12 protein-coding genes are annotated in these 14,750 nt (G+C 60.8%); 9 read left to right on the top strand and 3 right to left on the bottom strand.

The annotated features are described in order from the left end of the window. Positions 1–17: 17 nt before the first annotated feature. The 3 genes from BZL43_RS09985 to gap all read right to left on the bottom strand — a co-directional run bounded on the left by BZL43_RS09985 (position 18) and on the right by gap (position 3,213). Positions 18–1,349, bottom strand: coding sequence for a CoA transferase (locus BZL43_RS09985; RefSeq protein WP_095632157.1), 1,332 nt, complete (start codon positions 1,347–1,349; stop codon positions 18–20). Positions 1,350–1,567: 218 nt separating this feature from the next. Next, complete coding sequence (locus tag BZL43_RS09980; RefSeq protein ID WP_095632156.1) at positions 1,568–2,032, bottom strand: methylglyoxal synthase; 465 nt, start codon at positions 2,030–2,032, stop codon at positions 1,568–1,570. Between the two features lie 179 nt (positions 2,033–2,211). Then, complete coding sequence (gene gap, locus BZL43_RS09975; RefSeq protein ID WP_095632155.1) at positions 2,212–3,213, bottom strand: type I glyceraldehyde-3-phosphate dehydrogenase; 1,002 nt, start codon at positions 3,211–3,213, stop codon at positions 2,212–2,214. 219 nt (positions 3,214–3,432) lie between these two features. Between gap and edd the strand changes: the two genes are divergently transcribed. From edd to BZL43_RS09925, 9 genes are all read left to right on the top strand, one after another. Next, the gene (edd, locus tag BZL43_RS09970) at positions 3,433–5,259 is read left to right on the top strand and encodes a phosphogluconate dehydratase (RefSeq protein WP_095632154.1); all 1,827 of its coding nucleotides are present in this window, start codon (positions 3,433–3,435) and stop codon (positions 5,257–5,259) included. Further along, positions 5,256–6,215, top strand: a complete 960-nt coding sequence (locus BZL43_RS09965) for a glucokinase (RefSeq protein WP_095632153.1) — start codon at positions 5,256–5,258, stop codon at positions 6,213–6,215. The genes edd and BZL43_RS09965 overlap by 4 nt, the downstream gene beginning before the upstream one ends. A 242-nt stretch (positions 6,216–6,457) precedes the next feature. After that, a complete protein-coding gene (locus BZL43_RS09955) occupies positions 6,458–7,189 on the top strand; it encodes a response regulator (RefSeq protein ID WP_008072948.1) in 732 nt (243 codons plus the stop codon). Beyond that, positions 7,179–8,648: an ATP-binding protein gene (locus tag BZL43_RS09950; protein ID WP_095632151.1), complete on the top strand. Its 1,470-nt coding sequence runs from the start codon at positions 7,179–7,181 to the stop codon at positions 8,646–8,648. The genes BZL43_RS09955 and BZL43_RS09950 overlap by 11 nt, the downstream gene beginning before the upstream one ends. Before the next feature lie 276 nt (positions 8,649–8,924). Then, entirely contained in the window at positions 8,925–10,184 is a 1,260-nt protein-coding gene (locus tag BZL43_RS09945) for an AGE family epimerase/isomerase (RefSeq protein ID WP_095632150.1), read from the top strand. A gap of 117 nt (positions 10,185–10,301) precedes the next feature. Beyond that, positions 10,302–11,609: an ABC transporter substrate-binding protein gene (locus tag BZL43_RS09940; RefSeq protein WP_095632149.1), complete on the top strand. Its 1,308-nt coding sequence runs from the start codon at positions 10,302–10,304 to the stop codon at positions 11,607–11,609. Positions 11,610–11,780: 171 nt separating this feature from the next. Beyond that, positions 11,781–12,689: a carbohydrate ABC transporter permease gene (locus BZL43_RS09935; protein ID WP_095632148.1), complete on the top strand. Its 909-nt coding sequence runs from the start codon at positions 11,781–11,783 to the stop codon at positions 12,687–12,689. Further along, a complete protein-coding gene (locus tag BZL43_RS09930) occupies positions 12,682–13,527 on the top strand; it encodes a carbohydrate ABC transporter permease (RefSeq protein ID WP_095632147.1) in 846 nt (281 codons plus the stop codon). Before BZL43_RS09935 ends, BZL43_RS09930 begins: the two co-directional genes overlap by 8 nt. A gap of 3 nt (positions 13,528–13,530) precedes the next feature. Continuing rightward, positions 13,531–14,691, top strand: coding sequence for an ABC transporter ATP-binding protein (locus BZL43_RS09925; protein ID WP_095632146.1), 1,161 nt, complete (start codon positions 13,531–13,533; stop codon positions 14,689–14,691). Positions 14,692–14,750 lie beyond the last annotated feature (59 nt).

Genomic DNA, 14,750 nt, shown 5'->3' with positions numbered 1-14,750 from the left:
GGCTTGCTCGCGAAGGGTCACCACCACTGCGCGCGATGGGAACCCAATTCCCCGGCCGGCAGTGCCCACTGCAGCGGTGTCCCGGTGATTTTCAGTGGCACCTTCAACCGATGGGCCGGGCCCCAAGGTGTCTGCTCGATCAACAGCCCTTGATCCTTGTCATCCTCCGCCCGCAACGGCTCATCGGTCCCCGCGCCATGCTCAATCAGCAACTTGGCGGTCCGTGCCAACGACAACTTGGCCGACCCGCCACGTTCCAATAACGTGATCGCCGCCGCTGCCATCAAATATCCAGTGGCATGATCAAGCGCCTGCACCGGCAGCGGCGTCGGCTGGTTCGTTTTCTTCCACTGCATCCCCGCTTCGGCAATCCCGCTGCTCATTTGTACCAAGCTGTCGAACCCTCGACGGTTCTGCCAGGGGCCGCCCCAACCGTAGGCGTTGAGGCACACATCAATCAGGCCGGGTGCCAGTCTTTGCCGCACGGCGACGCCGTAACCCAACGTTTCCAGTGCATCGGCGCGGTAGCCGTGGAGCAGGATGTCGGCGTCCTTGAGCAGGCTTTCGAACACCGCGCGATCAGTCTTGTCGTGCAGGTCAAGGCGCGCACAGCGTTTGCCCAAGGTGACTTCCGGTACCACGCCCGGTTCGTTCCAGGTCGGTGGGTCGATGCGCAACACATCGGCGCCCAGGCCCGCGAGAAAACGGCTGGCAATGGGGCCGGCCAACACACGGGTCAAATCCAGCACCCTGATACCCGCCAGCGGTTGCGCCACCGAACCCCGCCACGGCTTTGCGTTTTCGCCACTGTCGGCGCTGAACTGAATCAACGGCTCGGCATTCACCGCCAAACCTTGGGGATGCGTTTGCCATTGGGCCCAGCTGCGCATTTCGGCCGCGCAACCGCCGGCATCGACTACCGCCTGTTCCAGATCGCACTTCTCCCATCGCGCCACCTTGTTCGCCATTGCAGTGCGGTCGACACAGGCACCGAGCACACTTTCAGCGGCGGCACGATGATGAGGCGCGTTGGTGTGCAGGCGGATCCAGCCGTCCTTGGTTGCGTAGTCACCGGCAACCGGGTCCCATAACGGTGGAACACTCCAGCCCAAGGGACGGATCGACGTCGCGAACCAGAACGACGCCAGGCGGCGGTCGACTTCAAGAGCAGGCAAACGGCCAGTGCGTTGTTGCAGCCACTCACTGACAGCCTGGCCGGCAGCGGCAATGCTTGCGCAGGCAAGGTCGGTGACGGCAAACGCCGAGGGCAGGGCGCCCTTCGAGGTAAACGGGATTGGGGAATGCGGCAAGCCGAGTGCGGCTTGAATGGACGTGAGTAAATCAGTCATCGAAGGCCCTCCGGAGCGAGAGCCCGAGCATAGTTCAAAATACCGCTCGATTAGATGAAAACGCCGGTTGCCGGCCGAATACCCTACTCTGTGGGAGCTGGCTTGCCTGCGATGGCGGTGTATCAGCCAACAGAGATTCGGCTGACACACCGCCATCGCAGGCAAGCCAGCTCCCACAAGGATTTGTGATTGTTGCTACGCCCGGTACTGGTCACGCTTCATCCACGACCTAGCAAATAGGTCGCGTAATCCGGGATGCGGTGTTCGTGAGCCTGATCCATCAACGGGCTGCTGAGCAGGTAGTCGGCGCTGCACTCGTTGCAGGCCACCGGGATATTCCACACCGCTGCGACCCGCAGCAGCGCCTTGATGTCCGGGTCGTGGGGTTGCGGTTCGAACGGGTCCCAGAAGAACACCAGCATGTCGACCCGCTGCTCGGCGATTCGCGCGCCGAGTTGCTGGTCGCCGCCCAGCGGACCGCTGATCATGCTTTCCACAGGCAGGTCGAGGCGTTGTTGCAACAACAACCCCGTCGTGCCGGTGGCGACCAGTTCATGTTGCGCGAGTTTGTCTTTCTGCCGCTCGGCCCAGTCGAGCAAAAATACCTTGCAGTGGTCGTGGGCAACCAAGGCAATACGCTTGCGCGCTGCCAGGGTTCTTTGCGTAAAGCTGATACCGATCATCGCTTGCTTCTCCCAGGCGTAATGCGCCGGTACCGACGCATCTTCCGGCGTTTCACATACCCGTAGGAGCTGCCGAAGGCTGCGATCTTTTGATCCTGATTTCAGCGATCCAGAGAAGATCAAGATCAAAAGATCGCAGCCTTCGGCAGCTCCTACGGGGGCCGTGTCGACGTAGCTGTTTATTCTGCGTTGCAGAGCGCCAGGCAGTTATCGAGCATGCGGTTGGAGAAGCCCCACTCATTGTCGTACCAGGCCAGCACTTTGAGCAGCTTGCCGCTGGACTTGGTGTGGTTGGCGTCGAAGATCGACGACAGCGGGTTGTGGTTGAAGTCGCTGGAGACCAGCGGCAGGGTGTTGTAGCCGAGAATTTTCGAGTGCTGGCTGGCTTGTTTGAGCATCGCGTTGACTTCATCGGCCGACGCTTCACGCTTGAGCTGCACGGTCAGGTCCACCAGCGACACGTTGATCACCGGAACACGCACCGCCATGCCGGTCAGTTTGCCCGCCAGTTCCGGCAGCACCAGGCCCACCGCTTCAGCGGCACCGGTCTTGCTCGGGATCATGTTCTGGGTGGCCGAACGGGCACGGTACGGGTCGGTGTGGTAGACGTCGGTCAGGTTCTGGTCGTTGGTGTAGGCATGGATGGTGGTCATCAGACCGCTTTCGATGCCCAGCTCGCGGTGCAGCACCTGAGCCACCGGCGCCAGGCAGTTGGTGGTGCACGAGGCGTTGGAAATGATCTGGTGCGATTGGCGCAGGATGTCGTGGTTAACCCCATAAACCACGGTGGCATCGGCGCCTTTGGCCGGGGCCGAGATAATCACTTTGCGTGCGCCGGCCGTAATATGCGCGGCAGCTTTGGCGCGGTCGGTGAACAGACCGGTGCATTCGAAAACGACGTCGACCTTTTCCGCGGCCCAAGGCAATTCGGCCGGGTTGCGAATGGCACTGACCGCAATACGGTCGCCGTTGACGGTCAGGCTTTCCTGATCGTGCTGGACATCGGCATCGAATGTGCCATGAACGGTGTCGTACTTGAGCAGGTGAGCGTTCATTGAGCTGTCGCCCAAGTCGTTGATCGCAACGATCTGCAGATCCTGACGATAACCTTGGGTATACAGTGCGCGCAGGACATTACGGCCGATACGGCCAAAACCATTGATTGCGATTCGAAGAGTCATTTACAGCGCCGCCGTCGTTTTGTTGTTGGAATTACAAGATTATTCGCAAAAAAATAGAAAACAAGCCTTTTTAGTGGCAATATTTTGTTTTATCTACAACGAGTGACCTGAATCAACTGGTCCGAATGATCAAGAAAACCGTCTGTCACCCCGATCACAGCGGTGCTTGGTCAGCATAGACAATCAGGTCGCCACATCCGTTAGCCTGGAGTTCTACACATGCATCCCCGCGTCCTTGAGGTCACCGAACGGCTTATCGCCCGCAGCCGCGCCACACGTGAGGCTTACCTTGCATTGATCCGCGGCGCCGCCAGCGACGGGCCGATGCGCGGCAAGCTGCAATGCGCCAACTTCGCCCATGGCGTCGCCGGGTGTGGCAGCGACGACAAGCACAGCCTGCGGATGATGAACTCCGCCAACATCGCCATCGTTTCGTCATATAACGACATGCTCTCGGCGCACCAGCCGTATGAAGTCTTCCCGGAACAGATCAAAAAAGCCCTGCGCGAAATCGGTTCCGTCGGTCAGTTCGCCGGTGGCACGCCGGCGATGTGCGATGGCGTGACCCAAGGCGAGCCAGGCATGGAACTGAGCCTGCCAAGCCGCGAAGTGATCGCCTTGTCCACCGCTGTGGCGTTGTCCCACAACATGTTCGACGGCGCATTGATGCTCGGCATCTGCGACAAGATCGTGCCGGGCCTGATGATGGGCGCGTTGCGTTTCGGTCATCTACCGACGATTTTCGTGCCGGGCGGGCCGATGGTGTCGGGCATTTCCAACAAGCAGAAAGCTGATGTGCGTCAGCGCTACGCCGAAGGCAAGGCGACGCGCGAAGAGCTGCTGGAATCGGAGATGAAGTCCTATCACAGCCCCGGCACCTGCACCTTCTACGGCACCGCCAACACCAACCAGTTGCTGATGGAAGTCATGGGCCTGCACTTGCCGGGCGCCTCTTTCGTCAACCCGAACACCCCGTTGCGCGATGCCCTGACCCGCGAAGCGGCGCACCAGGTCACGCGCCTGACCAAGCAGAATGGCGACTTCATGCCGATCGGCGAAATCGTCGACGAGCGTTCGCTGGTCAACTCCATCGTGGCCCTGCACGCCACGGGCGGCTCGACCAACCACACCCTGCACATGCCAGCCATCGCCATGGCCGCGGGCATTCAGCTGACCTGGCAGGACATGGCCGACCTCTCCGAGGTGGTGCCGACCCTGAGCCACGTGTACCCGAACGGCAAAGCCGACATCAACCACTTCCAGGCGGCGGGCGGCATGTCGTTCCTGATCCGCGAACTGCTGGAAGCCGGCCTGCTTCACGAAAACGTCAACACCGTGCTCGGCCACGGCCTGAGCCGCTACACCCAGGAACCGTTCCTGGAAAACGGCGAACTGGTCTGGCGCGAAGGCCCGATCGAAAGCCTCGATGAAACCATCCTGCGTCCGGTCGCTCGCGCATTCTCCTCAGAGGGTGGCTTGCGGGTGATGGAAGGCAACCTCGGCCGTGGCGTGATGAAGGTCTCGGCGGTCGCGCTGGAAAACCAGATTGTCGAAGCGCCGGCCATGGTGTTCCAGGACCAACAGGACCTGGCTGATGCGTTCAAGGCCGGTTTGCTGGAGAAGGATTTTGTCGCCGTGATGCGCTTCCAGGGCCCGCGTTCCAACGGCATGCCGGAGCTGCACAAGATGACGCCGTTCCTCGGCGTGTTGCAGGATCGCGGTTTCAAGGTTGCGTTGGTGACCGACGGGCGTATGTCCGGCGCCTCGGGGAAAATCCCGGCGGCGATCCACGTCAGCCCCGAAGCGTATGTGGGCGGCGCTTTGGCGCGGGTGCAAGAGGGCGATATCATCCGCGTCGATGGCGTCAAAGGCACTCTGGAGCTTAAGGTGGACGCCGAAGAATTCGCAGCACGCGAGCCCGCCAAAGGTTTGTTGGGCAACAACATTGGCAGCGGTCGCGAACTGTTTGGTTTCATGCGCATGGCCTTCAGCTCCGCAGAGCAAGGCGCCAGCGCCTTTACTTCTGCCCTGGAGACGCTTAATTGAAACTGGCTCTGGTCGGTGACATCGGTGGTACCAACGCACGTTTCGCGTTGTGGAAAAACCAGCAGCTGGAATCGGTCCAGGTGCTGGCGACGGCAGACCACGGCAGCCCGGAAGAGGCGATTGCGCTCTACCTGAGCGGCCTCGGTCTGGCGCCAGGTTCGATCGGTTCTGTTTGCCTGTCGGTGGCAGGCCCCGTGAGCGGCGATGAATTCAAGTTCACCAACAATCACTGGCGGCTCAGTCGCCAGGGGTTCTGCAAGACCTTGCAGGTGGATCAGCTGCTGTTGATCAACGATTTTTCGGCGATGGCCCTGGGCATGACCCGCTTGCAGCCGGGCGAATTCCGGGTGGTCTGCGAAGGCACGCCGGAACCGTTGCGGCCGGCGGTGGTGATCGGCCCGGGCACTGGCCTGGGCGTGGGCACGTTGCTCGATCTGGGCGAAGGTCGTTTTGCCCCGCTGCCGGGGGAGGGCGGTCACGTCGACCTGCCGCTGAGCAGTCTGCGAGAAACCCAACTGTGGCAGCACATCTTCAACGAGATCGGGCATGTCAGTGCTGAAACGGCGTTGAGCGGCGGTGGTTTGCCGCGGGTCTACCGGGCGATCTGCGCGGTGGACGGTCACACGCCTGTGCTCGACACGCCTGAGGCAATCACAAAGGCCGGGCTGGCGGGCGATCCGATTGCCCTGGAAGTGCTCGAGCAGTTCTGCTGCTGGCTCGGTCGCGTGGCCGGCAACAATGTCCTGACCACCGGAGCGCGCGGTGGCGTGTACATCGTTGGCGGCGTGATTCCACGGTTTGCCGATTTCTTCGTCAAAAGCGGTTTTGCCCGTTGCTTCGCCGACAAGGGCTGCATGAGCGACTACTTCAAAGGCATTCCGGTGTGGCTCGTCACTGCGCCGTATTCCGGCCTGGTGGGCGCGGGAGTGGCGCTGGAGCAATCCATTCCAGCCTGAAACGCAATCCAGTGTGGAAGCGGACCCGTGGCGAGGGGGCTTGTCGGAACGCCGCATCGCCCCGTTTGAGTGCGCAGCACTCACAAGATCTTTGGTGCATCAGAGATTTTGGGGCTGCTGCGCAGCCCAACGGGGGCAAGCCCCCTCGCCACAGGTCCGCTCCCACAATTGGTTTTGCGGTGTTTGTAGATTTCTTGCTTAAGGCATAATCCAACCAATTCAAACAACAAGGACGCCGCCCCGTGAGCTCAGTCAACAAGTCGATTTTGTTGGTCGATGACGATCAAGAGATACGCGAGTTGCTGGACACCTACCTGACCCGCGCCGGTTTCCAGGTTCGTACCACACCCGACGGTGCAGGGTTTCGTCAGGCCTTGAACGAGGCGCCGAGCGACCTGGTCATCCTCGATGTGATGCTGCCGGACGAAGACGGTTTCAGCCTCTGCCGCTGGATCCGTCAGCACCCGCGCCAGGCCCATGTGCCGATCATCATGCTCACCGCCAGTTCCGACGAGGCCGACCGCGTCATCGGCCTGGAACTGGGCGCAGACGACTACCTGGGCAAACCCTTCAGCCCGCGTGAATTGCAGGCACGCATCAAAGCCTTGTTGCGCCGCGCGCAGTTCGGTCAGGAGCGTTCCGGCAGTGAAGTGCTGGCTTTCGATGATTGGCGGCTGGACATGGTCAGCCATCGACTGTTCCACATCGACGGCGAAGAAGTGATTCTCTCGGGCGCCGATTTCGCGCTGCTGAAACTGTTCCTCGATCACCCTCAGGAAATCCTCGACCGCGATACCATCGGCAACGCCACCCGTGGCCGTGACCTGATGCCGCTCGATCGCATTGTCGACATGGCGGTCAGCCGTTTGCGCCAGCGCCTGCGCGACACTGAAAAGCCGCCACGGCTGATCCGTACCGTGCGTGGCAGTGGCTACCAACTGGCCGCTAACGTGGTTGCCGGCAATGGTCACTGAGTTCCTGCGCAAGCTCGCCGGGCGGGTGCCGGTACCGCGCTCGCTGCTTGGGCGCATGTTGCTGCTGACCCTGCTGGCGGTGCTGTTCGCACAGGCGTTGTCGAGCGTGATCTGGGTGTCACAATTGCGCGCCACGCAGCTCGAAGGGCTGGTCACCAGTGCCCGCAGCCTGGCCCATTCGATGACGGCCAGCGTCAGCTATTTCCGCTCGTTGCCAGTGGCGTTCAGGCCGCTGGTACTCGATCAGTTACGCAGCATGGGCGGCACCCGGTTCGTGGTGACGCTCAACGACAAACCCTTGGGCATGGAAGTGCTGCCGATCACCCCGCGCAAAGAAGCGGTGCTCAAAGCGGTGGACGAAGTGCTGCGCCAGTCGCTGGGTCAGGACACCGATATCTCGGTGACCTTCGTCAGCCCCGAAGACCTGCGGATTTTCAACGGTGGCCTGAAGCTCGATGAGTTGCCGCGCTCCTGGGCGCATTACGCGTTGACCCTGGAACCGGTGAACCCGCCAGTGCTGGTCACGCAAATCCAGATGGCCCCAGGGGAATGGCTGTACATCGCCTCGCTGTTGCCCGAGCCCTACACCAGTCTTGAAGAGCAAGGCCTGCCGGCGCAGCAGGTCTGGTTCATCGTGCTCACCAGCGGTTTCTTGCTGTTGTTCATCGGCCTGTTGGTGCATTGGCAGAGCCGGCCCCTCAAGCGATTGGCGCGGGCGGCGCGGGACATGTCTCTGGGTGCCGAAGTCGAACCGGTGGCCGAGGGCGGCGGCAGTGAAGTGGTGGAAGTGGGTCGCGCCTTCAACGCCATGCGCGAGCGCATCAGCCGTTACCTGACTGAACGTAGCCAGTTGTTCAGCGCCATTTCCCATGACTTGCGCACGCCGATTACCCGGCTGCGGTTGCGGGTCGAATTGCTTGAAGACGAAAAGCTGCAAGCCAAGTTCGGTCGTGATCTGGATGAGCTGGAGTTGCTGGTCAAGGGCGCGCTGCAATGCGTGAAAGACACCGACATTCATGAAAACATCGAACCGGTGGACCTCAATCATGTGCTCGACTGTTTGGTGGAGCCGTATCTGGCGCCCAACGGCAATGGTCGCGTGACCCAGCATGGACGAGCGCTGGCGACGTATCCCGGCAAGCCGCTGGCGCTCAAGCGTTGCATCGGCAACCTGATCGACAACGCCTTGAAATACGGACAGAACGCACATCTGCACATCGATGACGACGAAAGCGCGTTTGTCCTGCATGTCGACGATGAAGGGCCAGGCGTGCCGGAGCAGCGTCTGGAGCAGGTGTTCGAACCGCACTTCCGCCTGGCCGGGCAGCAGCAGGGTTATGGCCTGGGGCTGGGGATTGCGCGCAACATTGCCCACAGCCATGGGGGTGAAGTCAGCCTGCAAAACCTGCGTGAAGGCGGGTTGCGGGTGACGTTGCAATTGCCCCGCAGTGTTGATTAGGAAGACCCCTGTGGCGAGGGGGCTTGCCCCCGTTGGAGCGCGAAGCGCTCCCAAAACAATCACCGCGGTTTACCTGAAGAAATGAGGTGGCAGTTTTTTTACGACTGCTTCGCAGCCGAACGGGGGCAAGCCCCCTCGCCACAGGTAAGCGCTTTCATCACAAAGTCGCTGTTCCAATGTCACAATCCGGTGACATAACTCACCCCTTTCGTTACCTGCCCGCCACCGCCCGTTGTTTAGACTGCCCCCAGTCATAACAACAAAAAAGGTCTTCCCATGGACACCTTCCAACCTGCCTTCAGCAGTTGGCTGAACGCACCTGCCCATCAGCAATGGCTCGCCACCGAAGGCCTGCGCCTGTTGGCGTTTGCCAAGGCGGCAAAGCTTGCCGAAGGCTTCGGCAATCTCGATGAAAAGGGTCATCTGGCGGCCAACGCGCAAGCCCAAACCATGAACACCGCACGCATGACCCACAGCTTCGCCATGGCCCACATCCAGGGCCTGCCGGGTTTCGCCGAGCTGGTCGATCACGGCATCCAGGCCCTCAGCGGGCCGCTGCGTGATGCCGAACACGCAGGCTGGTTCGCCACGCCCGAACACCGCGACGGCAATACCGGCAAAGCCGCTTATCTGCATGCCTTCGTGGCATTGGCCGCGAGCTCTGCGGTAATCGCCCAGCGTCCGGGCGCACAAGCGTTGCTCGACGACGCGATCCATATCATCGACACGCATTTCTGGAGCGAGGAGGAGGGCGCCATGCGCGAATCCTTCAACCGCGACTGGAGCGTCGAGGAAGCCTATCGCGGCGCCAACAGCAACATGCACGCCACCGAAGCCTTTCTCGCCCTGGCCGATGTCACCGCCGACAACCGCTGGCTGATTCGCGCCCAGCGCATCGTCGAGCGCGTCATTCACGATCACGCCGCGGCCAACGATTACCTGGTGGTCGAGCATTTCGACCGCGACTGGCAGCCGCTACGCGACTACAACCACGACAACCCGGCTGACGGTTTCCGCCCTTATGGCACCACGCCGGGCCATGGTTTCGAATGGGCACGGCTGTTGCTGCATCTTGAAGCCGCACGGGTACAGGCCGGGATACTCACGCCGGGCTGGCTCGCCACCGATGCGCAAAAACTCTTCGAGCACAATTGCCGTCACGGCTGGGACGTCGACGGTGCGCCAGGCATTGTCTACACCCTCGATTGGGACAATCGCGCGGTGGTTCGCCATCGCTTGCACTGGACTCATTGCGAAGCCAGCGCCGCTGCCAGTGCGTTGCTCAAACGTACCGGTGATGAGCAATACGAGCGCTGGTACCGACTGTTCTGGGAATTCTGTGACCGTCATTTCATTGACCGTTGCGATGGCAGCTGGCATCACGAACTCGATCCGCTGAACCGTCCGAGCGCCGATATCTGGGCCGGCAAACCCGACCTTTATCACGCCTGGCAAGCCGTTTTGATTCCGCGCCTGCCCCTGGCGCCGAGCATGGCCAGTGCGCTGGCGCAATTGTCCCGGAGCGGTGCTGTGTAACCATGTGGTGACATTCGCGCGTCCCTTCGTTACCTGCGAAGGGGCATCCCCTGTTTAGAATCCTATGCAGCGCAAGCACCAGACTTGCATGCATAACAACAAGAAAGGTACTACTAGATGAATGCGATTTCTCGCCTCGCTACTGTCATTTCTCTCGCTTCGTTGCTTCCCGTTGCTGCATTTCCTGTCAGTGCCCTTGCCGCCGATGCCAAAGGTTCGGTGGAAGTCGTTCACTGGTGGACGTCTGGTGGTGAAAAAGCAGCCGTCGATGTGCTCAAGGCCCAAGTCGAAAAAGACGGCTTCACCTGGAAAGACGGCGCAGTCGCCGGCGGTGGCGGTTCCACGGCCATGACCGTACTCAAAAGCCGCGCCGTGGCCGGTAACCCTCCGGGCGTTGCCCAGATCAAAGGGCCGGATATCCAGGAATGGGGCAGCACTGGCCTGCTCAGCACTGACGCCCTCAAAGAGGTTTCCAAGTCCGAAGGCTGGGATAACCTGCTGATCAAGAAAGTCTCCGACACGGTGAAATACGAAGGCGATTACGTCGCCGTGCCGGTGAACATCCACCGCGTCAACTGGCTGTGGATCAACCCGGAAGTCTTCAAGAAAGCCGGGATCGAAAAAGCGCCGACCACCCTCGAAGAGTTCTACGCCGCTGGCGACAAACTCAAAGCCGCCGGCTTCATCGCACTCGCTCACGGTGGCCAGCCGTGGCAGGACAGCACCGTGTTTGAAGACGTGGTGCTCTCGGTCATGGGCGCCGAAGGGTACAAGAAAGCGCTGGTCGACCTGGACCAGAAAACCCTCTCCGGGCCCGAGATGGCCAAGGCCTTCACCGAGCTGAAAAAAATCACCGGCTACATGGACCCCAACCGCGCCGGTCGTGACTGGAACATCGCAGCCGCCGATGTCATCAACGGCAAGGCCGGCATGCAGATGATGGGCGACTGGGCCAAAAGCGAATGGACCGCGGCGAATAAACTCGCGGGCAAGGACTACCAGTGCGTGCCGTTCCCGGGCACCGAAAAAGCCTTCACCTACAACATCGACTCGATGGCTGTGTTCAAGCTAAAAGCCGATCGCAAAGGCGACATCGCCGCCCAGCAAGACCTGGCCAAGGTCGCTCTGGGCAAAGACTTCCAGAAAGTCTTCAGCATCAACAAAGGCTCGATCCCGGTGCGCATCGACATGCTTAACGACATGAGTGCGCTGGGCTTCGATTCCTGCGCTCAAACGGCGGCCAAGGATTTCCTGGCGGACGAGAAGACCGGCGGCCTGCAACCGAGCATGGCGCACAACATGGCCACGTCCCTGGCCGTGCAGGGCGCGATCTTCGATGTGGTCACCAACTTCATGAACGACAAGAACGCTGACCCGGCCAAGGCCAGCGCGCAACTGGCGTCAGCCGTCAAAGCTGCCCAGTAATCCCGGGTGCCGCAGGTATACCTGCGGCCTTTCCCGAAAATGCTCCCCCTGTAGGAGCGAGGCTTGCCCGCGAAGGCGGTGTATCAGTCGGCATTGATTCTGGATGTCAGTCCGCATTCGCGGGCAAGCCTCGCTCCTACAGATCCTCACTTCTTCACCTGGATTATCCCGATGAGCTCTGTGGCGGTTTTCAGCAAAGCCTCACCGTTCGACGCATTGCAGCGCTGGCTTCCCAAGCTGGTTTTAGCGCCAAGCATGCTGATCGTCCTGGTTGGTTTTTACGGTTACATCATCTGGACATTTGTTCTGTCCTTCACCAATTCCAGCTTCATGCCGAGCTACAAGTGGGTCGGCCTGCAGCAATACATTCGCCTGATGGAAAACGATCGCTGGTGGGTCGCGAGCAAGAATCTCGCGGTGTTCGGCGGCATGTTCATCGGCATCAGCCTGGTGCTGGGGGTGTTTCTCGCGGTGCTGCTGGATCAGCGCATTCGCAAGGAAGGCTTCATCCGCACCGTTTACCTGTACCCGATGGCGCTCTCGATGATCGTCACCGGTACCGCGTGGAAATGGCTGCTCAACCCGGGTCTGGGCCTGGACAAAATGCTGCGCGACTGGGGCTGGGAAGGCTTCCGTCTTGACTGGCTGGTGGATCAGGATCGCGTGGTGTATTGCCTGGTGATCGCCGCTGTATGGCAAGCCTCCGGGTTTGTGATGGCGATGTTCCTGGCCGGCCTGCGTGGGGTCGATCAATCGATCATCCGTGCGGCGCAAGTCGACGGGGCGAGCCTGCCGACCATCTACCTGAAGATCGTATTGCCGAGCCTGCGCCCGGTGTTCTTCAGCGCTTTCATGATCCTGGCGCACATCGCGATCAAGAGCTTCGACCTGGTGGCGGCGATGACCGCGGGTGGCCCGGGCTACTCCTCCGACCTGCCGGCGATGTTCATGTACTCCTTCACTTTCAGTCGTGGCCAGATGGGCATCGGTTCGGCGAGCGCCATGATGATGCTCGGCGCGATCCTGGCGATTCTGGTGCCGTACCTGTACTCCGAATTGCGAGGCAAACGCCATGAGTAATCAACTCGCAAAGCCGGCGATCAGCTTCAGCCGCGTCGCGATCTACGCAACTTTGCTGCTGGCCGCCGCGATCTATCTGGTCCCGCTGGTGGTGATGCTGCTGACCAGTTTCAAATCCCCGGAAGACATCCGCACCGGCAACCTGTTGAGCTGGCCTACCGTGATCGACGGCATCGGCTGGATCAAGGCCTGGGACGTGGTTGGCGGCTACTTCTGGAACTCGGTAAAAATCACCGTGCCAGCGGTTTTGATCTCGACCTTCATCGGCGCGATGAACGGCTATGTGCTGTCGATGTGGCGCTTTCGGGGCTCGCAACTGTTCTTCGGCCTGTTGTTGTTCGGCTGCTTCCTGCCGTTCCAGACCGTGCTGCTGCCGGCCTCGTTCACCCTCGGCAAGTTCGGCCTGGCCAATACCACCACCGGTCTGGTGCTGGTGCACGTGGTCTACGGCCTGGCATTCACCACGCTGTTCTTCCGTAACTACTACGTGAGCATTCCGGATGCGCTGGTCAAGGCAGCGCGGCTGGATGGCGCGGGGTTCTTCATGATTTTCTGGAAGATCCTGCTGCCGATGTCGATCCCGATCGTGATGGTCTGCCTGATCTGGCAGTTCACGCAAATCTGGAATGACTTCCTGTTCGGCGTGGTCTTCGCCAGCGGCGATGCCCAGCCGATTACCGTGGCCCTGAACAACCTGGTCAACACCAGTACCGGGGCCAAGGAATACAACGTTGATATGGCCGCCGCGATGATCGCCGGGCTGCCGACACTGCTGGTCTACATATTCGCTGGCAAGTATTTCCTGCGTGGGCTGACGTCCGGCGCGGTCAAGGGGTAGAACATGGCAACTCTCGAATTACGCAACGTCAACAAGACCTACGGTGCCGGTTTGCCGGACACCCTGAAAAACATCGAACTGAAGATCAATGACGGTGAGTTCCTGATCCTGGTCGGTCCATCGGGCTGTGGTAAGTCCACGCTGATGAACTGCATCGCGGGTCTGGAAAGCATCAGCGGCGGCGCGATTCTGGTGGACGACGCCGACATCAGCGGCATGAGCCCGAAAGATCGCGACATCGCCATGGTGTTCCAGTCCTACGCGCTGTACCCGACCATGAGCGTGCGGGACAACATCGCGTTTGGCCTGAAGATTCGCAAAATGCCCGTCGCCGAAATCGACGAAGAAGTCGCTCGCGTGGCCAAGCTGCTGCAGATCGAACACCTTCTCAGCCGCAAGCCGGGCCAGCTTTCCGGTGGTCAACAACAGCGTGTGGCCATGGGCCGGGCGCTGGCGCGACGACCGAAGATTTACCTGTTCGACGAACCGCTGTCCAACCTCGACGCCAAGCTGCGGGTCGAGATGCGCACCGAAATGAAACTGATGCACCAGCGTCTGAAAACCACCACGGTCTACGTGACTCACGACCAGATCGAAGCCATGACCCTGGGCGACAAAGTGGCGGTGATGAAGGACGGGATCATTCAGCAGTTCGGCACGCCCAAAGACATCTACAACAACCCGGCCAACCTGTTCGTGGCGAGCTTCATCGGTTCGCCGCCGATGAACTTCATCCCTCTGCGTTTGCAGCGCAAGGAAGGTCGGTTGATAGCGCTGCTCGACAGCGGTCAGGCGCGCTGCGAATTGCCGCTGGGCATGCAGGACGCCGGGCTCGAAGACCGCGAAGTGATCCTGGGCATGCGCCCGGAGCAGATCGTTCTGGCGGGCAGCGAGCCGAATGGTTTGCCGACCATTCGTGCCGAAGTGCAGGTCACCGAACCGACCGGGCCCGACACGCTGGTGTTCGTCAACCTCAACGACACCAAGGTCTGCTGTCGCCTGGCACCGGACGTCGCGCCGGCCGTGGGCGAGACCCTGACCCTGCAATTCGATCCATCGAAAGTGCTGTTGTTCGATGCCAAGACCGGTGAACGCCTGGGGGTGGCCGGCCTGCCAAAAACCGAAGCTCACAGCGCCAACGTGGCGCAGTTCAAAGGCCGCTGAAGAATCAAATGTGGGAATGGGCTTGTGGCGAGGGGACTTGCCCCTGTTCGAGCGCATAG

This window comes from Pseudomonas sp. PICF141 (genome assembly GCF_002286815.1).
Lineage (GTDB): Bacteria > Pseudomonadota > Gammaproteobacteria > Pseudomonadales > Pseudomonadaceae > Aquipseudomonas.
The sequence above is the reverse complement of the archived record's forward strand: the minus strand, read 5'-3'. Positions and strand labels throughout refer to the sequence as shown.